17 protein-coding genes are annotated in these 22,014 nt (G+C 31.6%); 10 read left to right on the top strand and 7 right to left on the bottom strand.

Going from position 1 to position 22,014, the window contains the following annotated elements; translation table 11 throughout:
* Positions 1-818 precede the first annotated feature (818 nt).
* Positions 819-3,287 (top strand): hypothetical protein, encoded by a 2,469-nt coding sequence (locus tag V9L05_RS00920; protein ID WP_338814007.1) that lies wholly within the window; start codon positions 819-821, stop codon positions 3,285-3,287.
* A 312-nt stretch (positions 3,288-3,599) separates the two neighbouring features.
* On the opposite strand, the gene rpmH is transcribed toward V9L05_RS00920, so the two are convergent.
* From rpmH to gcvT, 3 genes are all read right to left on the bottom strand, one after another.
* On the bottom strand, positions 3,600-3,755 hold the full coding sequence (gene rpmH, locus V9L05_RS00915) for a 50S ribosomal protein L34 (protein ID WP_014799268.1): 156 nt from the start codon (positions 3,753-3,755) through the stop codon (positions 3,600-3,602).
* A 214-nt stretch (positions 3,756-3,969) separates the two neighbouring features.
* Positions 3,970-4,608, bottom strand: a complete 639-nt coding sequence (locus V9L05_RS00910; protein WP_338814006.1) for a T9SS type A sorting domain-containing protein — start codon at positions 4,606-4,608, stop codon at positions 3,970-3,972.
* Positions 4,609-4,825: 217 nt separating this feature from the next.
* Positions 4,826-5,947, bottom strand: coding sequence for a glycine cleavage system aminomethyltransferase GcvT (gene gcvT, locus V9L05_RS00905; RefSeq protein WP_338814005.1), 1,122 nt, complete (start codon positions 5,945-5,947; stop codon positions 4,826-4,828).
* Positions 5,948-6,159: 212 nt separating this feature from the next.
* Here gcvT and rlmB point away from each other — a divergent pair, with 212 nt between their 5' ends.
* The 6 genes from rlmB (at position 6,160) to dprA (ending at position 12,066) form a co-directional block, all read left to right on the top strand.
* Positions 6,160-7,014, top strand: coding sequence for a 23S rRNA (guanosine(2251)-2'-O)-methyltransferase RlmB (gene rlmB, locus V9L05_RS00900; protein WP_338791296.1), 855 nt, complete (start codon positions 6,160-6,162; stop codon positions 7,012-7,014).
* Between the two features lie 108 nt (positions 7,015-7,122).
* The gene (locus tag V9L05_RS00895; protein ID WP_338814004.1) at positions 7,123-8,304 is read left to right on the top strand and encodes an FAD-dependent oxidoreductase; all 1,182 of its coding nucleotides are present in this window, start codon (positions 7,123-7,125) and stop codon (positions 8,302-8,304) included.
* Between the two features lie 335 nt (positions 8,305-8,639).
* A complete protein-coding gene (locus tag V9L05_RS00890; RefSeq protein WP_338811837.1) occupies positions 8,640-9,440 on the top strand; it encodes an IS5 family transposase in 801 nt (266 codons plus the stop codon).
* Positions 9,441-9,507: 67 nt separating this feature from the next.
* Positions 9,508-9,993: a hypothetical protein gene (locus V9L05_RS00885; protein ID WP_338814003.1), complete on the top strand. Its 486-nt coding sequence runs from the start codon at positions 9,508-9,510 to the stop codon at positions 9,991-9,993.
* Entirely contained in the window at positions 9,962-10,222 is a 261-nt protein-coding gene (locus tag V9L05_RS00880; protein ID WP_338791299.1) for a hypothetical protein, read from the top strand. Before V9L05_RS00885 ends, V9L05_RS00880 begins: the two co-directional genes overlap by 32 nt.
* A 734-nt stretch (positions 10,223-10,956) precedes the next feature.
* Entirely contained in the window at positions 10,957-12,066 is a 1,110-nt protein-coding gene (dprA, locus tag V9L05_RS00875; protein WP_338791300.1) for a DNA-processing protein DprA, read from the top strand.
* A gap of 194 nt (positions 12,067-12,260) precedes the next feature.
* On the opposite strand, the gene V9L05_RS00870 is transcribed toward dprA, so the two are convergent.
* Positions 12,261-13,661 (bottom strand): hypothetical protein, encoded by a 1,401-nt coding sequence (locus tag V9L05_RS00870; RefSeq protein ID WP_338814002.1) that lies wholly within the window; start codon positions 13,659-13,661, stop codon positions 12,261-12,263.
* Positions 13,662-13,874: 213 nt separating this feature from the next.
* Between V9L05_RS00870 and V9L05_RS00865 the strand changes: the two genes are divergently transcribed.
* Entirely contained in the window at positions 13,875-14,240 is a 366-nt protein-coding gene (locus V9L05_RS00865; RefSeq protein ID WP_338791302.1) for a DoxX family protein, read from the top strand.
* A 107-nt stretch (positions 14,241-14,347) separates the two neighbouring features.
* On the opposite strand, the gene V9L05_RS00860 is transcribed toward V9L05_RS00865, so the two are convergent.
* The 3 genes from V9L05_RS00860 to V9L05_RS00850 form a co-directional block, all read right to left on the bottom strand.
* Positions 14,348-14,620 carry a DUF1294 domain-containing protein gene (locus tag V9L05_RS00860; RefSeq protein WP_338814001.1) on the bottom strand — a complete coding sequence of 91 codons (273 nt, stop codon included), beginning with the start codon at positions 14,618-14,620 and terminating at the stop codon, positions 14,348-14,350.
* Between the two features lie 27 nt (positions 14,621-14,647).
* Positions 14,648-15,472: an IS5 family transposase gene (locus tag V9L05_RS00855; protein WP_338812825.1), complete on the bottom strand. Its 825-nt coding sequence runs from the start codon at positions 15,470-15,472 to the stop codon at positions 14,648-14,650.
* A gap of 220 nt (positions 15,473-15,692) precedes the next feature.
* Positions 15,693-17,303, bottom strand: a complete 1,611-nt coding sequence (locus V9L05_RS00850; protein WP_338791304.1) for a S8 family serine peptidase — start codon at positions 17,301-17,303, stop codon at positions 15,693-15,695.
* 702 nt (positions 17,304-18,005) lie between these two features.
* Between V9L05_RS00850 and V9L05_RS00845 the strand changes: the two genes are divergently transcribed.
* Entirely contained in the window at positions 18,006-19,691 is a 1,686-nt protein-coding gene (locus V9L05_RS00845; RefSeq protein WP_338814000.1) for a S41 family peptidase, read from the top strand.
* A 146-nt stretch (positions 19,692-19,837) separates the two neighbouring features.
* Positions 19,838-21,979 (top strand): thioredoxin domain-containing protein, encoded by a 2,142-nt coding sequence (locus V9L05_RS00840; protein WP_338813999.1) that lies wholly within the window; start codon positions 19,838-19,840, stop codon positions 21,977-21,979.
* Positions 21,980-22,014 lie beyond the last annotated feature (35 nt).

Below are 22,014 nucleotides of genomic sequence, written 5' to 3'. Positions count from 1 at the left end.
GCTTTAGTGTATTGTGTTTGGTGTTAATTTTTTAAAATTAGATAAAAAAAGAGTTTTATCAAATCAAAATCTAAAACTACACAACTATTATTACAGAATTTACTTGATAAAAGAATTTGAGAAATAGTTTTAGGTAGTTAGTAAGACATTCACAAAGGTAAAAAATACTTCTTTTTACAAAGTGTTATTTATAAGCTCTATATTATGAAAAAACAAAAGTTATTTCTCTATTCTTAAATACAGTGTACTATAAATTTTTTGGCTCTTACGACAATTTAGCGAAATTATAAAAGGGTGTGCGTTTGTTTTAGCTTCGCTGAGGGGTACACTGTTCTCAGCGAAGCTAAACTGAACACACAATGTTTCGCTAAAAAGTTGGAAGAGCAAAAAATATTTTCCCACAATTAAAATCGTGGGTTTTGTTTTTTTGCAGAAAATGCTGTGGTTGGTGTTTTAGCGACACCAACAACCATAACTTGAGAACAAAGGTTTAAAGCATAATAAAAGACCTAATAGTTTTTATAAGAAAACCTTGTTTACTTGTATAAAATATTCCAGTTTAATAAAAATAATTGTACTTTTGAAAATGCAAAAAAAATATTTCTTCTACTTATTCTTCAAAAATTATAGAATCTATTATTTCTTCATTTTCGCCTTATCAAAAACGTTTTTTTCAAGATATTCTAACGCTTCATTATGGACAAAATGAAACTCAAAACCGTATTACGAGCAATCTTCTGAACGAATATAAAAACAAAAAAACTAACTTCGGTAGAGAAAAATGGGTTTACTTTTCTTCTTATATTTCGCCTTATTCTATGCGAGATGTTTTGTTATATGCAAAACTGAATGGTTTTGATGAAGTAGTCTTAAGAATAATGGCAATGATAGCTTATTTTCAGAAAAATGAAGAAGGACAAAAAGATTTTTTTATAGAAGTTTTACAGACTCTTCAAGATGTAACTTTTTTCTTTGAGTTTTATACAGAATCTTTTGAAAAACCATTTCCAAACGCTCTCAAAAAATCGATTCGTTTTTGTCTAGAAAATAAACCAAAAAAAGACTTTACTATTTTTTTTAAAGACTTTCCACATAAGAAAATGCTTTTGGCTGACTGTCTGAATATCTGTCGCCCTAGATTACATCAGGAAATTAATGCAGCTTTTTTGAAGAAAAATTTTAAAGCAAAAATTCCTGTAAAAAAATGGAAACAAGAACTTACAAAAGCACATTTAGAAAAAGGTTCATATCAAGAAAAACGAAATAAACAAAGTCAGCTTTGGAAAGATTTTGTTGTGAATGATAGACTTTCTAGCCAAGAAATTTTAGAAGAATTGCCTCTAATTTTTAAAAATTCGCCTAAAACTGTAAAAGTAGCTTTAGAAAAGCTACAAAATAAATTAAACCAAACTACACAAGAAGAAAGTGAAAACATAGAATTAGCTAACAAACTTTCGCCATTTCAGATTCTTGAAAGTTATAATCAAATTCATAAAGCATATGTAAAACGAGTACACAGAATTTTGCATACACAAGAATTTGTAGAAAGTATTGTTGCCGAACAAGAAGAAGAACTTCATCGTTTGCAAGTAGCTTCAAAACGCATTTTCAAAAAGTGGGAAGGTGAGCTTTTTTTTGGTGGCTATCATCGCCTAATGCTTATTTTTCATGAGTTAGACGAACAACAACGCCTATTTTTTACTCAAATCAATAAACCTGATTTGCAACAAGCACCTAAACAGATGGCGCAAATTATGCAAAGAAGCATACAGATTGAAAATTTACTTTCTACTTTTGAAGAAAATTATTTGAGTGAACTTCCTCCCTCTTTGGTTCAGCAAGAAGGATGGAGAAAAATTGAACGACAAGCACTCAAAAATTTACGTCGTAAAGTAGGCTTTTTTGGAGAACTAGCAGACGTTTTTTATTCTGAAAAGATAGAACAAATCAAACGCCTTTATTTTTATTCCCCAGAAGAAATACAAGATGTTTTGAAAGAAATTGCTATTCATTTAGAAGAATTAGAAGATACAATTTTGCACAGAATTCGTGGCAGAATTGCAGCCTTTAAAGATATTCAAGAGCTTTATTTGGAACAAGCACGTCCACCTATGCAGGCAGCTTTACAGGAAATGTTTGAAGTAGCTAAAGGAGTAAGCGAGCATTTGACAAAACAACTAAATCAGGCTCAAAAGCAACAAAAAGAACATTTAGAAAATAACTCAGATTCAGAAAATGATAACTCTTCTAATTTATTGGGGGAAGTAATCGAAAAGAATTTGAGTAAAAAACAGAAGCAAAAGGTGAAAAAAGGAGTTAGCTTAGAAGATTTTCAATCAATTTATGAGAATAAAGTGCGTCAAACCTATTGGGATAAAACGAAAGCAAACCAAAAAGAAGAATTATCTGTGCTAAGAAATGAATTGAGAAATCAGTTAGAAGATGCACGAAAAACTATTCAAAATATCATTCAGGTAACAAAAGAAGATATAGAAAATACACTTTCAAAGGCACGAAAACAACTTGCTTCTATTTACCAACAAACAGCACAAGAAGAACGAGAAATGATTCCTTTTTTTAAAGAAATTAGAGGAAAAGTAGAACGTATTTTCGAACGCAAACCTTTTGAAGAGGATTTCTTAACGCTTTATCCAGACCTTACAAAAGCAAATGATATTCAGAAAGGATTATTAAAAGAAATTTTGCCTCATACTATTCAAAATATTTCAAGGCTCAATAATAAGAAGGATAATAAAAGGTTTTCAAAGACACTGATAATTTTGGACGAAGCTCTGACAACAGAAGCCCAATCATTAGAAAAAGCAAGTTGGCTGAGTGCTTTTATTTTTCAAAATTCTAGTAGAAATTCGGTTAGCTCGTCCGATTTGATTCATCTAAAAATATTGAGTGAAGATGCTTTAAACACTTATTACACTCAAAATCAGAAAGATACAGCAGCATTTCAACACCGTTTGCAAGATGCTATGATGAATTATGCTACTTCTGAAAAAGGAAACCTGTCGGTGGCTCTTCGTCGACTTATTCAAGATAAAGAAGCCTATTCAAGAATTATTCTTTTGAGTAAATGGACAGAAAAACAACCTCCTTTTCCTTTTAAATTACTAAAAGAATATCGACAAAAGCATCGTATTTCGCCTTGTGTTTTTCTAGTAAACCTTCAACCTAACCTCTCACCACAGCTTCGCCTACGTAGAAATGGTGTTTTTGCAGTACAAGGAATTTATGAAAACTTGGTAGACTGGGTTTTAGAAATGGAATGTTTGTAATGAATTGCATTATTTTCTCCAAATCCTAAGCATAAACAGGATTAAAACCCTGTTAATTAAAAAAAAGAGTCGGAATTATAAATTGGACAGGGTTTTAACCCTGTTTTTATTTTTGTAGTACCCAAAAAATGTCTATTAGTAGGGTCTTAAAGATAGTTAGGATATAAAAAAGCAAATAGAAATACAAAAAAAAGACTTGCAAATAAGATAAATTATAAAATTTATAGTATTAACAAGTCCTAATTTATCTTCACTTTGGTTTAACTTTAGTTTATCAAAGTAGTAGAAACACTAGAGTAGTTAGAGTAATTCTTATTTGTGTGTACGTTCGTCAGAAACAGTAAGTTTATGACGTCCTTTTGCACGTCTAGCACGAATTACATTACGTCCTCCTGGAGTTTCTGTACGTGAACGAAAACCATGTTTGTTTTTACGCTTACGTTGCGAAGGTTGAAAAGTACGTTTCATAATGGTATAGATTTAAATAATTTAAGAATATTAGAAATTAGAATCAGAATTTAAAATCAGTAGAGCTAATTATAAATTTTGACAAATTTCAAAAATTATATTTTTATGCTATAAGCATTATTCCTAAATCGCTTTACAAATATTTTAAAATAATGAAGGGCAAAAGTACAAAAAGACTAGCGTATCTACAAGAATTATTTAAAATTATTTAGTTTTATCTTTCTACAAGCATTTTATTAACTTCTGTACGTTGTGCTGAACGAAAATGAACAAAATATTCTCCATTCTGCCAACCATTGATATCAATAATCAGAGGTGATTTATCAGCTTCTACCGAAAAATATAGAACTCCATCAGCATCGTAAATCTGAACTGTTGCATGCAAATCTGTACTTGGCAAATGAATTTTGATATATGAAGTTTCTACTGTAGAAGGCACAAATTGATTAGAAGCCAGTGTAAGAATTACATCAACAGGCATAATATCAGAATAAGTAGTTTTGCCAGCCGTATTAAGAATTTTTAAGCGATAATGCAGACGAGAAGCAAATGCTTTTTTATCTACAAAAGAATAATATTCTATATCGTTGCTCTGAATAGTTTCGATAGTTGTAAAATTACGTCCATCAATACTTCTTTCTACTTCAAAATAAGAAACAGGAACTGTTTCAGCAGCCGATTTTAATTGCCATCGCAAAATAACTGTCTGTGGAGAAGTGGCTTGTGCCTGAATACTCACTTCTTGTGCATAACTATCAGCGTGTGTATGGAAAGCACAAAATAGCAAAATCAGAAAACAGCCTATACTATGTACAAGAGGATTAAAAGAAGAATATATATATTTTTTTCGCATAGCCGTTTGGTAGAATTGAGAAACTAATTGATTTATTAAATTCAAGATAGTTTCAAATAAATAGTATTGAATAAGATAGCATTTTTTGAAGAATAAGTATTCTTACTCTAAACTAAAATAGTCAGAATTTATACCAATAACCCTATAAGTCGGATTATAGTATAGTAAAAAACATATTTTTCGATAAAGCCATCTTACTCAGCTACAAAATAATCGTTTACTTCTGTAAAAAAGGAAACTTTTTTACCTCAGCTTTCATTCTTTTTCCTTCTCTTACTTCTACAAAAATTTCACTTCCTGCTTTTGTAAAATCTTTTTGGAGATATGCCATTCCGATAGACTTACCCAGTGAAGGTGATTTTGTTCCAGAAGTAACTTCTCCAATCTGATTTCCTCCTTCTTCTGTATTAAAAATTTTATGATGTTGTCTTGCAATTCCTTTATCCAAAACTTCAAAACCTACCAGTTTTTTAGTAACTCCTTCTTTCTTTTGAAGCTCTAAGGCTTCACTGTTGATAAACTTTTTATTGAATTTGGTTATCCAACCAAGTCCAGCTTCTAAAGGCGAAGTAGTATCATTTATATCGTTTCCATACAAACAAAAGCCCATTTCCAAACGAAGTGTATCTCTTGCTGCCAATCCAACAGGAATAATTCCGTGTGCTGCTCCACTTTCCAAAATAGCATTCCAAACGGCAACAGCATTTTCATTGCTAACATAAATTTCGAAACCTCCTGCACCTGTATAACCTGTATTTGAAATAATTACATTTGGCACACCTGCAAAAGTATCTTTTACAAAATGATAATACGGAATTTCTTTTAAGTTAGCTTTTGTAAGAGGTTGAAGCGCATCAATAGCCACTGCACCCTGAACAGCAAAAAGACTAATGTTATCTGAAATATTTGTCATTTCTACACTTTCAGGCTTGTGTTTCATAAGCCAGTTCCAATCTTTTTCGATATTAGATGCATTGACAACCAAAAAATAATCATTTTCTGCCATCTTATAAACTAATAAATCATCTACAATTCCACCTTTATCATTCGGAAAACAAGAATACTGAACTCTTCCATCATAAAGTGTAGCCACATCATTTGAAGTTACATATTGTAAAAAAGCCTCAGCTTCTTCACCTTTTACAGAAAACTCGCCCATATGCGAAACATCAAACATACCTACTTTTTCACGAACAGCATGGTGTTCAGTAGTTTGAGAAGCATACCAAACAGGCATTTCATAACCAGCAAAAGGAATCAGTTTTGCACCTAAAGCTGTATGCACATCGTGCAAAGCAACACGTTTTAAGTCTGTTGAAATAGAAGAATCTTGAGCCATTTTAATTATATGTTTATTGTGTTAAAATCAAATGTCTATATATAAACACAAAAATAGGTATTTTTTTGGAATGGTTGATTTTGAAAATACGTTAATTTTGTAAGTCTTTGCTAGAATAAATTAGAATATAATCCTCAAATTAGGTAATCTTTGCTTTTATTCGTTTTTTTGCATTCCATTTAGACCAAAAGCAATTCCCAAAAAGTAAAACTATGCAAACTCCAAGCGACGATAACAACAGAAACGACGATTATAAAGATTCGAAAAGTAATTTTAAAGAAAAAAAAGACTATACTCATTCAAGACAGAATAGAAATCAAAGACAAACTACTTCTAATTTTATTTTTGGCTGGCATCCTGTTTTGGAGGCACTCAGAAGTGATAAAACTATCGATAAAATTTTAGTAGAAAAAGATTTTAAAAGTGAAGAAATGACAGAACTTATGCAGCTTGTAAGAAAGCAAAGCATTTATGTTCAGCGAGTTCCTGTTGAAAAGTTAAATAGAGTTACACGAAAAGCGCATCAAGGTGTAGTTGCTTTTGTTTCTGAAATTGATTTTGTTCCCTTAGAAAATATCGTTGCAGGAGCTTTTGAAGCTGGCAAAAATCCATTGATTTTGATTTTGGATAGAATAACAGATGTTAGAAATTTTGGTGCAATTGTTCGTTCGGCAGAATGTACAGGTGTAGATGGAATTGTAGTTCCGACACGCTTAACAGCTCAAATGGGTGCAGATGCAGTCAAAACTTCAGCAGGCGCACTTATGCACATGCCAATTTGTAGATATAGAAGTTTGGTAGGCGCAGTTAATTTTTTGAAAGAATCAGGTTTGAAAGTAGTTGCCTGTACTGAAAAAACAGACAAACAGATTTATGATTTGGAATTAGATATGCCTTTAGCCATTGTGATGGGTTCAGAAGAAGTAGGAATTTCGGAAGAAGTGCTAGAAGTAGTAGATGAAAGAGCTAGTCTTCCTATGGTGGGAAAAGTAGGTTCGCTCAATGTTTCGGTAGCAACAGGTGTAGCTTTATACGAGGTAGTTCGTCAAAAATCAATTACGAATTAAAAATTACGACCTAAAAAAGCAGCAAAGCTAATTTTCTAAAAAATAAAAATACAGTTACAGTAAATTAGTATTTTACTGGTAACTGTTTACTGATAACTGATAACTGACATGTGGAGTTTTTGGGAAAATAAATCATTTAAAAAGTACGACTATATTATTGTCGGTGCTGGCATCACAGGACTTTCGACGGCTGCTAGTCTCATCGAAAAAAATCCAAAGGCTAAAATTGCTGTTTTGGAAAGAGGTTTTTTGCCTACTGGAGCAAGCACCAAAAATGCAGGTTTTGCTTGTTTTGGAAGTCTTTCAGAAATTGCTTCCGACCTAGAAACAATGAGCGAAACTGAGCTTACAGACCTTGTAACAAACCGTTTGCAAGGACTTGAAAAGCTACGTAATCGTTTGGGAGATAAAAAAATAGGCTATAAAAATTATGGAGGATACGAGCTTATTTTGGATAAACAAATTCCCTACATTAATGAATTAGATAAAGTAAACCACCTTTTACAACCCATTTTTAACGGACAAAATGTATTCAAGACCAAAGACGGCTTAATAGAAGGCTTTGGCTTTAATGCTCGCCACGTCAGAAGGATTGTCTATAATCGCTTTGAGGGACAGATTCATACAGGCAAAATGATGAAGTCGCTTTTAAATTATGTCCAAAAGAGAGGCGTTACTGTTTTTACAGGCTGTGAAGTAACAGATTTTGAAGATGTACAAATAGAAGGAAAAGCAGGAAAAAACAATGTATCTGTAAAAATCAAAAATCCTTTACAAAATGAAGATGCAAATTTTCCAGACATCGAACTTACTGCCTCAAAAGTAGCCATTTGCACAAATGCTTTTTCTAAAAAACTCATTCCAGATTTGGATTTGCAAGCAGGACGAGGACAAGTTTTGGTAACCAAACCCTTAAAATATTTACGTTTTAAAGGTACTTTTCACTTAGATGAAGGTTTTTATTATTTCCGAAATTTTGGTAGAAGAATTATTTTAGGAGGAGGAAGAAATATGGATTTTGAAGGCGAAACAACCACAAAATTGGAAACTACAGAACTAATTCTTGAAGATTTAAAATCAAAACTAAGTGAGATTATTATTCCAAAACACAAATTTGAAATAGATACCACTTGGGCAGGAATTATGGCTTTTACAGAAAGTTCAAAAACAAAAATCCCACTCCTTCAAAATTACTCTAAAAATGTCGTTTTAGGAGTTCGTTTGGGTGGAATGGGAGTCGCTTTGGGAAGCAAACTTGGAGAAGAAATAGCTGAAATGATGGGAAATTAGGACTTAGAACATATGACATGGGAATTGGAAAATACAGAAATTCAACTTCTATTTTAGAAGTAGGGTTTTCTTATAAAAAAAGAAAAATGCCCTTGTTGGTGTTTTAGCGACAGCGACACCAACAACCAAAACTTGACCATAGAGGTTTAAGATATAAAACAGAACTGAATAGTTTTTATAAGAAAACCCTGATTTTAGAAGTTACGCACCTTAAACTTACGTAATTTTTTTTTAACTTTAGAGCCTGTTCGAGTTTAGATACATAAAAAAGAACATCAGATTTTTTTATTAGTTAAGTTATTGATTTTCAGTTACTAATTAAAATATCAATGACTATGTTTACTAATGAATATTTATCTGATGCTCTTTGGCAATATATGAAAAAATTTATACCTTTTTCGTACTTGGAAAGAAAACGCAAACACAGTTTGTATAATATCTTTTCAGGACTATTTTACATCACTCGTTCTGGCAGTAGTTGGCGTTTACTTCCCAGTAGTTATGGTATTCCTTGGAGTAGTTTGTATGACTACTTTAGCAAATGGCAGAAGATGGGTTGGTACAAAAAACTTTTGGACAAGTTGGTCACAAGAGAACGGTTGGCTCAAGGTAGAAATGCTAAACCCTCTTTGGGTTCTATAGACTCTCAAAGTGTACAAAGTGTATATGGAGGGGAAGCTATAGGTGTAGATGGTTACAAGCTCAAAAAAGGACGTAAACGGCATATACTGGTAGATACGCAAGGAAATTTACTAGAATTAGAGATTAGTCCAGCCAATGAAGCTGACGTGAATCAACTTGCTTATCTAGCTTATTTAGCTCAATTTAGAGGAAGAAAATTCTTTAAAATTCTTGCTGATGCAGGCTATAGAAGTGCTAGTTTGGCTGCTGAAATATTTAGTCAAACAGGAGTACAAATTGAGATTGTCAATAGTCCAAGAAGAGAAAAAAAAGAGGATAAAGCATTTGTACCTCAACCCAAAAGGTGGGTAGTAGAAAGAACTTTTGCTTGGCTTAATCAAAACAGAAGACTAAAAGTAGATTATGAGAAAACTGTAGATTCTGCTAAAGCATTTGTGTATTTAGCTATGATTTTAAACCTCATAAATAAAGGGGCTAGAAGAAAGAAAAAATAAAAACTCGAACAGGCTCTTAGGTTGTGTTTTTTTAGTATGTTTTTTTATTACTTAAATTTTACTTTTGATGAGAGTGTTGATACGAAAATCAACTGCATTTTGTAATTTATCTCTTTATAGTAATTATTTATTAGTAAATCCTAGAAATAAAGGATGTACTCAACTAGCTTTTGGAATGAAAAAAATGAGCCATGATAGTGTTCGCAATTTTTTAGTCCGTGAAGATTATACCCCACAGGATTTGTTTGAACATGTTTGTTTACTGATTGTACTAGCAGGAGGCACTTTAAGTATTGATGCTAGTGTTTGGGATAAACCCTATAGTGATGCCAAATTAAATCCTTTTATAGCTCGTCAGTATTCAGGCAAACATCATGGTGTTGTAAAAGGTATCTGTTTAGTTACCTTATTTTATACTGATATAAATGGGGTTCGTCTTCCTGTTAATTATAGAGTATATGAGCCAACTTCAGGGTTACAAAAAATGAACTTTTTCTTAAAATGCTTAGAGAAGTATTGGATTGGGTTTAGCTCCTGCACTTATAACAGGTGATAGTTGGTATTCTTCAAAGGAAAACTTGCGTTTTATTCGTTCTCATAAAATGGATGCTTTTTTTGGCGTCGAAAAAACTCGTACTGTTTCTACTCAAAAAGGAGTGTGTCAAAAGGTAGCTGATATAGAAATTGATGAAAATGGAGTACTTACTCACTTAAAGAATTTTGATTTTGTAACTTTGTTCAGAAAAGAACAGGCAGGTAAAGTTCGTCATTATGTCTATTAAAAATATTACAACCTAAAAGAACAAGAAAAACCTCAAAAAGCTACAAAAGAAGATTTTGAAAAATCACACCAACTACATTGGCACATTGAAGAATTTCATAGAGCTAGAAAGCAGCTTTGTAATGCTGAAAACTTCTTGGTGCGAACAAGAAAAGCTGTACAAAATCATATTTTTTCAGTCTATTGGGCATTTGTTACACTAGAAGAATATGTAATAAATAAAATATATAAAAATTGGTATAAATTTAAAAACAAAATTACATATCAAACTATCAAAACAAACCTTAGAAAGACTAAAAAAATAAATTTACATTTTTAGCTATCTATAAAACAGGGTTTTAACCCTGTTTATTAATGCGTGAATTTTTCAAAGTGTAAATTTATTCATTTTATATTCTTTATGTAGTATTAGGATGCGTAACTTCTATAGAATATAAGAAAAAAATAGCAATTTAGACTTGTGCCTAATCGATAGGGTTTGCAAACCTGTCGCTACGGAAAAATGAACATTACTAAATTAACCGTGATAACCTTTAATAAATAAACTGTAAATAATTTAGCTCAATTACTTATTTTCTTTAGAAGACTAAATACTTACCTAACTTTTATTTTTACGCAGTGTTTATAGAAATTATTTCAAAAATACATAAAAAGGAAAATAAGATAAGGTTTTTAGCTAAAATTTTTAGTATTTTGCATTTTATTTTTACATTTTCACTTGTTTTGTTTTAATTTATGTCTGATAGTCGTCAGTTTCAAGTGGCTTTATCGCTCTTGCCTCATGTGGGTGCAAAGACTGCCAAACTTTTGATTAGTTATTGTGGCTCTGCTCAGGAGGTTTTTAATGCTTCTCCATCCAAACTACTAAAAATTCCTAATGTAGGACAAAAACTTATTGCTTCACTAAAGCAAAATAAAACAGAAGTATTACATAAAGCTGAAAAGCAGTTGGCTATTGCTGAAAAACAAGATGTCAAAATTCTGATTTATACAGACAAAGGTTATCCTCAACGCCTTTTAAGACACGAAGATTCTCCTTATATTTTATACTACAAAGGCAATGCAGATTTGAATGCCCAAAAAACAGTTGGAATAGTGGGAACACGCAAAGCCACTGAGTATGGCAAAGAAATGACACAGAAGATAGTTAGAGATTTAACGAAATATAATCCTTTAATAGTAAGTGGGTTAGCTTATGGAATAGATATTTTTTCACACCGAGCAAGTCTAGAAAGTGGATTAGATACAATTGGTGTGATGGCAAATGGTCTTGATCAAATATATCCTCCAGCACATAAAAATACCGCTTTTGAAATGATTGATCAAGGAGGACTTTTGACTGAAGGTTGTTTTGGCACAATGCCTGATCCTTCTCGTTTTCCACAACGCAACCGAGTAATTGCAGGTCTTTCTGATGTTTTGATTGTAGTAGAAGCTGCTGCAAAGGGAGGCGCACTTATTACAGCTCATATTGCAAATGCCTATAATTGTGAAGTTTTTGCAGTACCAGGTAACTTGGATTCTGCAAGTTCGGCAGGTTGTAATCGTCTTATTCGCAATCATCATGCTCATATTTATACAGCAATAGAAGACATTGAATATATTTTGAAATGGGATTTGGACGAACAAAATATTCCTCCTATCAAAAAATCAAATGGTCAACTAACCATGGAAGAGCAAATTATTATCAATAAATTAGAAGATGTAGGAGGAACAATGGCAATAGATAATCTTTCTATCAAAACTCAAATTCCCCTTGGTCAGCTTGCAGGACAATTATTGATGATGGAAATGAAAGGAATCATAAAGGCTTTACCTGGAAAACAGTTTAAAGTAATTAGTTAAAACAAAACTGACTTATCAAAATTTTGTCAGAGTTATCTCCTAAATCCAAATAACTCTGACAATAGCTTGAAAAAATAGTCATTCTTAAACAACTTCTATATCTAAAAATAGTATTTCAAAAACGTATTTTCATTCTCTGCGTTCTCTGTAACTCTGTGTTTAACAAAACATACGTATAACTACTTATTATCTAGTTATTTCCCTTCTACAATTTCTTCTTTTATTAAAATGCCATTTCTGTCAGTCATTCTAAAATAAAATGTTTGTCCTCTTCCCAAATAATGTTTAAAAACGGTTGGAATAGTTCTATAACCGTGATGCAATCCACTATTTTCTAAAATATTGGCTACTTTATTTCCATATTGGTCATAAACATCAAGATTTACTCCTGACACAGGATCGACAAGGTTTACTTCAAAGTTATGTCTTTGAACAATCATTTCTTTGCGTTCTATCTTATGCCCATCTGTATAAACTCGCTCCCTTCCTACTTCTTTTCCATTTGTGTCTTTAGCTATCAAAAAATATGTTCCACTTTTGGGAATGAAAACATTATGACGAATATTTATGACTGTCTGTGAGCTTTTATTGTATTCTTTATCTGTAAAATAGGATTTAAAAAGATGGTCTTGGTCATCGTATAAGGCTAGATTCAATTTTGTAGGTTCATCCAAAACAAAAACAAATTTATTTTCAGTTTCGATAAGTTTCATATCTTCATTGTGAGCAATGCTATTTTTATTTACTTCTTGCTCTGCCAACGTTCTCTCTTCATTTTCTTTTGCTGGATTAATTAATTTTATTTTGAAAGTTGCATCTTCTCCAATTTGTTGTGTAAACATAAAAGAACGATAAAAAAAACCTGCTTTTGCTGGAAAGTTTTTTACAATGGTTTTAAAAAACTTTCCTTGCGCATCATACACTTCAATATTTACTTTTTGGTCTTGTTCCAAAAAAGTCTGTAAATAACCATTAAATGTATAAGTAGGAATGTATTTTTCTTGTGCTGTGAATTTCATTTTATCAAAATCTTCTCCTTTAGCTTCACAAACTGCCTTTGCTAAATTTTCAAAAACTTCTTTTTTTGGATGAGAAAGATAAGATGTTTCTTTATTATTAGAAACACACCAAACACTAGATTGAGCAAGATATTCTTTTTGATAGTCATGCTTTGCAATCGTTTGAGCTACTTTTGAAAGTCCTTCATTATCTAATCTATCAAACTGATAAAGAGAATTTTTGTAAGGTGAGCCGTTGCTTGCCTGAATACAGGCTGTCATGACTGGTTGAAGTTTGGTAGCTCCTTTTTGAATGGCAAATTGATAATTTTCCAAAATCATTAGGTCTTGAATGCCTTCATCTTCACTTCGAAATATTGTTCCTGCTGAAATCTTTACTAAAAGAGGTTTTGAGTATGTATTATAAATATTTAGCAAAAGACTTTCACCAAAATAACCTCCCAGTCCTCGTGCATTTATTTTGACTTGTTGTTTTTCAATTAGTTCTGCTAGTTCTATATGTGCCATTTGAGCAGAAGAAAAACTAAAGAAGGAAAATAGAATAAATAATGAAATAGATAAAATAGTAGTTTTCATAAAGTTTAAATAGTAAAAGTGGATAATTGGAGTTCTCTAATTTAACGAAAAAAAGTTATTTTATTTTATTAGTCTGTTTTTCAATTATCAAAATTGCTACTGGCTAGTTAATTTATCTATTTTCTAAAGATATAGCTAACAATTATAATTTAAAAAATTCATATATTGTAAATATAATTTTCTGTAAAAAATATTTCAGACTCAAAAAAATTCATGCAAAAGACAATTGAAGGCATTTTATCAATTATAGTGGCTGTTATTCTTCTTCAAACACTTTATTTTAAATTTGGGACAGCACCCGAATCTGTTTGGATTTTTTCTAAACTTAATGCAGAACCTTCAGGTAGATATTTGTCTGGTTTTCTTGAGCTTATTGTAGCTATCTTAATTTTGATTCCAAAAACTCGTCGTGTCGGAGCTGTAGGAGCAATTGTTATTATGTTGGGAGCAATTGCATCTCATATTTTTATTTTAGGTATTCGTATTCAAGATGATAAAGGACTTTTGTTTGCTCTTGCTTGTATTACACTTGCTTGTGCCATTAGTGTGTTGATTATGAGAACGATACGAAAAAGATGATATGAATTTTAAGTATTCTTTTAAGTGAAAGAAAACAGGAAGTATAAACTACTATTTTCACATTTTTAATGCGTTGATTGTCAATGTATTAAATTCGTAATTCCCCCTTAGGGTTTAAATTTAAAAACAAGGAAACTAACCAAACCCATCCATGCTAAAGCAATACCATAAGTAATTAGAAAATAACCTTTTTTCTGGTTTTTATGCCTAATTTGATACATTAAAAATAAAATACTAAATGCCCCTCCTAATAGTTCATAGAAATGTAAAGTACGTTCTTTTATTCTCTTTTTAGATTGTATTGCTTTACGCTTGTCCCACCAAAAAATAATACCTGAAGCAATATTAATCAAAAATAAGTATACAAATAAATAGTTCATTGAGCTATATTTTATAGTAGAAGTTGTTTAAGAATGTTTTTTTCTAGTTCTGGCAAATATTAAAGTAAAGGCTAAATAGTGTAAACTTTGCCACGTATGAATTTTAGTTTCGTACCTCATAATTAAGGCTTTGAAAGCATCTAACCACGCATTAGTTCTTTCAATAACGAATCTCAATTCATACATTTCTTCATCTTTAAATGGTTGATTATCAAGGTCTTTTTTATTTCTTTTATTAAAATCTATATTATCTACAATATCTAAATGATTACAAAAAGAACGAAAGGCTTGTGTATCAAAGGCTGCATCAGCATTGAGAAAAATTCCTCCTTCTCTAATTTGAGAAGCATTCAAATCATCTATCATAGATTGCATATTTTTTTCAAGTTCAAAAGCATCGTGATGATTGCCTGCTCTTGGAACAGACATCGCTACTGGAATACCATTTTTATCCGTTAGAAAAAGTGCATTGGTTGTTTTTCCTGCTTTTCTTTTGGAATATCCAATACCTTCTCCTCCTCGTTTAGCTGAAGTGTGGCTGCCGTCTAGCTGACAAATAGAAAAATCTAATTCTCCACGATAATCTTCTAAATACTTGATCCATAATTTCTTCCAACTTCCTAATTTTGACCATTTATTATAATGGTAATATACTGTATTCCAGCTAATTGATAAGTTTCCGAAAAATTGTTTCATAGGAAGTTCTCGCCATTGACTCCCTGATTTTAAGCGATACACAATGGCTTGGATAATACGCCAAAGAGCTACTTTTATACGACGACCTTTTGTAAATTGATGTAAATAAGGTAAAATATTTTCGGTTATAAATTTTTTTGATAAGTTTACGTACATAGAGGGAAAAATAGTTAGATTGAAAATGTGATGATTTACAAGTATAACTATTTTGACCTCTTTTTAAAAAAATAAATCACCATTCTTAAACAAGTTCAGTAGAGTACTGGACAGTTGTCAAAATAAATCAGATTGTTTTTATAAACCTAAACAAAAAAAACCTATCCAACCAAAAAGATTGAATAGGGTTTTGCTTTTTTAAACTAAACTATTGTTTAATTTATTCTTGTTCTAAAACTGCACTAATTGCTTTGTCAGCTTGGATAAAGTTACCAGCCTTTTCACCAGCTTCTAATTCTTTACCTGTTGATTTCAAGATTTCAAAAGCAGTTTTTGTATCTAGTTCTGGGTTTAATGCTTTCATTACGCCCAAAAGACCAGCTACATAAGGAGTTGCCATTGAAGTACCGTTTAAGAATTTGTATGTTCCTTTAGGATAAGTAGAAAAAATCTGAACTCCAGGGGCTGCAATTCCCATTTTCATATCTTGTACGTGGTTAGAGAAAGGAGCTATACTCAAATCAGGAGAAATAGCTGAAACAGTGATTACACCATCTGCATTAGCTGGAGAAAAATCTTTTGCATTTTTGTTAGAATTTCCTGCTGCTACTACTACAATTGCACCTGCTGCATTTGCGTATTTTACAGCTTCTGAATATGCTTTTTGATGAGCATCATTTGAAGGACCTCCCAAAGAAAGCGAAATTACATCTGCTCCTGCGTCTGCTGCTTTGATAATTCCTGCCAAAACAGTTTCTTGAGAACCAAAACCAGCATCGTTCAATACTTTAATACTAGAAACCGTTACAAATTCAGAATTTGGAGAAAAAGAAGCGATTCCTTTACCATTGTTAGTTACTGCTGCAGCAATTCCTGCACAATGTGTTCCGTGTCCTAGTTTGTCATAATCACTTTTCTTTTCAAGAGAAAGATAATTTGAAGTAATATCTTCGTGGTCAGCTTCTACACCTGTATCTAAAATAACAATTTTAGCTTTTTTCTTAGGCTTTTGTTCTTTCAAAGAAGCATACATTTCTGCTACTCCCATTTTCTCAAATCCCCAAAGGTCTTTTAAGTTAGGGTCATTGATTCCAAAAGAAGGTTTGTTTGGAGCTACATCAAAAGAAGTTGTTGGATTAGTTGGAAGCTCTAAAATTTCGTTGTTTTCTAAATAATCTACTGCACCTGAGTTTTGAAGTTCGCCAATAATTACATCAATATTCTTTAATTGGAAAGTAGGAATATCTAAAATATAATATTCTTCTAATTCAGAATATTCATCATGCTGTAAATCTGGAAATGCTCTACGAATAGACATACTGTATTTTTCCAAAATTGGAACAATAGCATCTTTATTAGCCATGTTCAAATCCAAAAGAAGCTCGCCATTTGCACTAAGGTTTGAAGGCAAAGTAGTAGTTTCTTTACTTCCAATTATAGTTTCAGCTTCATTTGATTCCATTCCACAAGTAAAGCCATTTTCGTAAGCATCTACTACTGCATCTCTACCTGCATCAAAAAAGAATAACTTTAGTCCTGCAATAACTGCAAAAATAGTAAAGTAAAGAACTTTAGGACGAGGTGCAAAACGATTGAAAATCAGAATGACAATAGTAAGAATTGCCAAATCGGGAGCAAGAACACCCAAAAGGTCGTACATTACTCCACCATCATTAAAAAATAATGATAGAATATAAAGGAGTGAAGAAACAAAAAAGCTGTTTCTTGCAAAACCTGCTGCATGTTGGCGTTCTTTCAGGAAGAAGTAAACTGCTGCTGAGAGCAGAATTCCACCATACGCCAAAGGATATAAGAAATTGAAATTTTCCATAAAATTAGAGTTGATTTATTTTTAAAATGAGAATTTATTACAGATTGAGTTAGGTTTGAACTAAATAATTATCAAAATACACTTTTTTTGAGCCATTACAAAATTGATTAACTTTAATTATTTATAATTTACTACTTTGGTTTGTTTTCTTTTATAATATACCGTCAAAACTACCATTAAATAGGCAGTTTAAAAAAACATTTAATTATATAACGGATTTTCTATCTGTTAAGGTTTCAAATCCAAATTCTTTTAATTTCCTTATTTCTTATCTAGTTTAAAAATAAATAACCAAATACGAAACTTTAGTGGTTTAAGTCCTAAACAGACTATTAAAACTTATCACAGTTGGTAGTTCAGACTGCCGTTCTGAACATCACAAACAGTATTTTGTCAAATTCAATAATCTGGAAGACTGTTATACAAAAATAACCGTGATAACCTTTCTTGATAACCTTTATAGTTAAAACGAATTTTTATAAAAAAATAAACAATAATTTTAGCTAAAAAGGATATGTTTTTCTGTTAAACTTCACTAAACAATGTCATTTCGTAAAACGAAATTTCTTTTTTTTCTGTATATTAGATAAACAAATAGAAAAATGGTCATTTATTTGTGCCTATTATTAATTAAGTCAGCATACAATTATCTGAATAAAAATAAAAAAAGAAACTCATCAAAAAACTTTATATATTCTTCCTATGAAATTAAAATTGCCTAAACTAAAGCTTCCAAAGTTAAAAAAACGATTCAAATACGGCATTGCAGGACTTTTAATTGTCTTCATGACAGGTTCTGCGTTCTATAATCCAAGTGAAAAATACTTTGAGATTGCTAAAAACCTAGATATTTTTGCCACTCTTTTTAAGGAAGTGAATACATGGTATGTAGATGATGTAACGCCTTCAAAACTTATGAAAACAGGGATTGATGCCATGCTTGCGTCTCTTGACCCTTACACAAATTATATTTCAGAAGACCAAATTGAAGATTATCGAACCATGACTACTGGTGAGTATAGTGGAATTGGTGCAACTGTAGGAACTAGAGATGGAAGAATACTTATTATGATGCCTTTAGAGGGGTTTGCTGCTGATAAAGCAGGAATAAAAACGGGTGATGAAATTATAGCTATAGATGGAATTTCATTAGATGGAAAAACGTATGATGAAACTAGCCAGCTTTTGAAAGGACAGGCAAAAACAGATGTAATACTTTCTATAAAGCGTTATGGACTAGAACAACCATTAGATATTACAGTCACAAGAGAAAAAATTCAGACTTATAATGTTCCTTATTATGGAATGGTAACCTCAACTATTGGAATGATAAAACTGACTGATTTTACTCGTGATGCTAGTAAAGAAGTAAGGGATGCCTTATTAGATTTAAAATCACAAGGAGCTGAGAAAATTATCTTTGATGTCAGAGGAAATCCAGGTGGACTTTTAGATGAAGCAGTCAAAATTTCTAATATTTTTGTAGAAAAAGGAAAAGAAATTGTAAGTACGAAAGGAAAAGTAAAAGATTGGAACAAAACCTATAACGGTCTTTCAGATGCTACAGACACAGAAATTCCTTTGGTTGTCTTGACAAGTGGTACAAGTGCATCTGCTGCTGAGATTGTATCTGGAGTGATTCAGGATTATGATAGAGGAGTTTTGATTGGAGAAAATACGTATGGAAAAGGACTTGTACAGGCTACTCGCTCACTTTCTTACAATTCAAAATTAAAAGTTACGATAGCAAAATATTATATTCCAAGTGGAAGATGTATTCAAGCAATTGATTATGCCAACAGAAATGAAGATGGAAGTGTGGGCAAAATGCCTGATTCGCTTCGCATGCCTTTTAAAACGGCTGCTGGACGTATAGTGTATGACGGGGGTGGAGTGAAGCCAGATATTGCTATTAGTCATGATTTTTATGCGCCAGTTACACAAACTTTAATTTTGAAAGGACTTTTATTTGACTATGCAAACAAATATTATTTTGAAAATAAGACGATTGCAGAAGCAAAAGAGTTTAATTTGACTAATACTGAATATGATAGTTTTATCAAATGGCTTTCTACTAAAGAATATGATTATACTACTAAAGTAGAAAAAATGATAAAGCATTTGGAAGAAACTGCTCAAAAAGAGGAGTCTTATGAAGCCTTAAAACCTCAAATTGATGAGTTTAAGAAAAGCATTGCTCACAATAAGGAAAATGATTTGCGTAATCATAAAGTTGAAATTATTGAACTTTTAGAGCAAGAAATAGCAAAACGTTATTATTTAGAAAGGGGAGAAATGGAAGCTACTTTTGATGATGATCTAGATTTGAAGGCAGCTATTGAAGTCTTGAATGATGAAGCTAAGTATAAAAAAATATTAAGTAAGTAATAATCAATTCAAGTTACGTATCACAGACTGATAAGTCTGAAATACTTATATCTTTAAAATAAACCCAAAACAAAGACGGTATTTCGAAAGAAATATCGTTTTTTTGTGGAATAAAAATTACCAAAATAATTTAAATAAAATATAATTTGAACCAACTCACAAAAAGTCGCAGTCCTTATTTACTCCAACATGCTCAAAATCCTGTTCATTGGCAGATGTGGAATAATGAAACCTTACAGAAAGCAAAACAAGAAGACAAGCCTATTTTGGTCAGTATTGGTTATTCGGCGTGTCATTGGTGTCATGTGATGGAACACGAAAGTTTTGAAAATGAAGCTGTCGCAAAAGTGATGAATGAGTATTTTGTGTGTATAAAAGTTGATAGAGAAGAACGCCCAGATGTAGATGCAATTTACATGGAAGCTGTACAAATGATGGGTGTTTCGGGTGGTTGGCCTCTGAATGTTTTTTTGACTTCTGATGCAAAACCATTTTGGGGAGGAACTTATTTTCCTGCTAATCAATGGGTTGATATTGTGCAGCAAATAGGAAAAGCCTATCAAAACCAAAGAGAAGAAGTAGAAGAGTCGGCAAATAAAGTAACCAAAGTTTTGTCTATTTCTACATTAGAAAGATATAACTTGAAAGATGTTTCTGAATTTGATATAACTATTTTAGAAAAAGCCTTTGCTAGTTTAGAAAAACGTTTTGATAAAGAGTTTGGTGGAATCGGAGAAGCTCCAAAGTTTCCTATGCCGTCTTATTATTTGTTTTTGCTTCGTTATTATGATTTTCTGAATAGCAAAAGTGAAGAAAATAATAGTATAACAAATCCTATAAAAGAAAAAATACTAAGTCAAGTAAATCTCACTCTCAATAAAATGGCTCAAGGTGGAATGTACGACCAAATTGGAGGTGGTTTTGCTCGTTATTCAGTAGATAAAGAGTGGTTTGCGCCTCACTTTGAAAAAATGCTTTATGATAATGCTCAATTGCTTTCTTTATATGCAGAAGCCTATACAATTACAAAAGATAATACACAAAGAGAAGTCTATAGACAAACAATTGAACAAACAACCGAATTTTTAACACGAGAATTACAAGACAAAAATGGGGGCTTTTATTCGGCTTTAGATGCTGATAGTGAAGGAAAAGAAGGGAAATTTTATACATGGACAATAGACGAAATAGAAAAAGTTTTTACAAATCACACATTTAAAAATTCTACAAACCCAGAACAGGATTTACAGCTTTTTAAAAAATATTATTCCATTACTTCAATAGGAAACTGGGAAAGCCCACACGCAACGGAAGGAGCAAATATTTTATATAGAAAAGATACAGATGAAGTTTTTGCTAACCAAAATGATATTGATTTAAGTATTTTGAAAGGCAAAGTTAATGAGTGGCAAAATTATTTTTTAGAAGTTAGAAAAGAGAAAGTTCGTCCTAGTTTGGATGATAAAATCCTGACTTCGTGGAATGCACTTTTGATAAAAGGTTTTTGTAATGCCTATTCTGCTTTAGGAAATAAAAACGAAAGTGAGAAATATTTAGCTTTAGCTTTACAGACGGCTGAATTTATAGAAAGTAATCTTTTTGATAAAGAAAATAAATCTAAATTATATCATACTTTCAAAAATGAAACTGCTGAAATAGATGGTTTTTTAGAGGATTATGCACTTTTGATTGAATCTTATATTACGTTGTATCAAGTTTGTTTTGAGGAAAAATGGATTCTAAGAGCTGACGAGTTGACAAAATATGTTTTTACTAATTTCTATGATAAGGAAGAAAAATTATTTTACTTTAGCGACCAACTGGGAAGTGAAAAATTAGTAGCTCAGAAGAAAGAAATTTTTGATAATGTAATCTCTTCTTCCAATTCTGTGATGGCGACAAATTTATATTTCTTAGGAATTATCTTAGAAAATAACTTGTATAAAGAAACAAGCAAAGAAATGTTAGGAAAAGTAGCATCTTTGATTGCAGCCGAACCAAGACACGTTTCGAATTGGGCATCATTGTTTACATATTTCTTGACTCCAACTCCAGAAATAGTAATTGTTGGAGAAAATTATAAAGAAGTTTTAAAAGAAATTTCTAGTTTTTATATTCCCAATAAAGTAATTATTGCTGCAAAAAGTGAAGAAGAAGGTCAAAAATCTGCTTTGCCACTTTTGGAAATGCGTCCAGTTATAAATAATCAAACAACGATTTATGTTTGTAAGAATAAAACGTGTCAATTACCTGTCAATAGTGTGGAAGAGGCTTTGAAACAGATTTGATACTTGTGCTATACTATAAATAAGATGTCTTTGTC

It is taken from the genome of Bernardetia sp. Wsw4-3y2, from assembly GCF_037126295.1.
Lineage (GTDB): Bacteria > Bacteroidota > Bacteroidia > Cytophagales > Bernardetiaceae > Bernardetia.
Note: the sequence above shows the minus strand (reverse complement) of the source record. Positions and strands in the feature narration are given on the sequence as shown.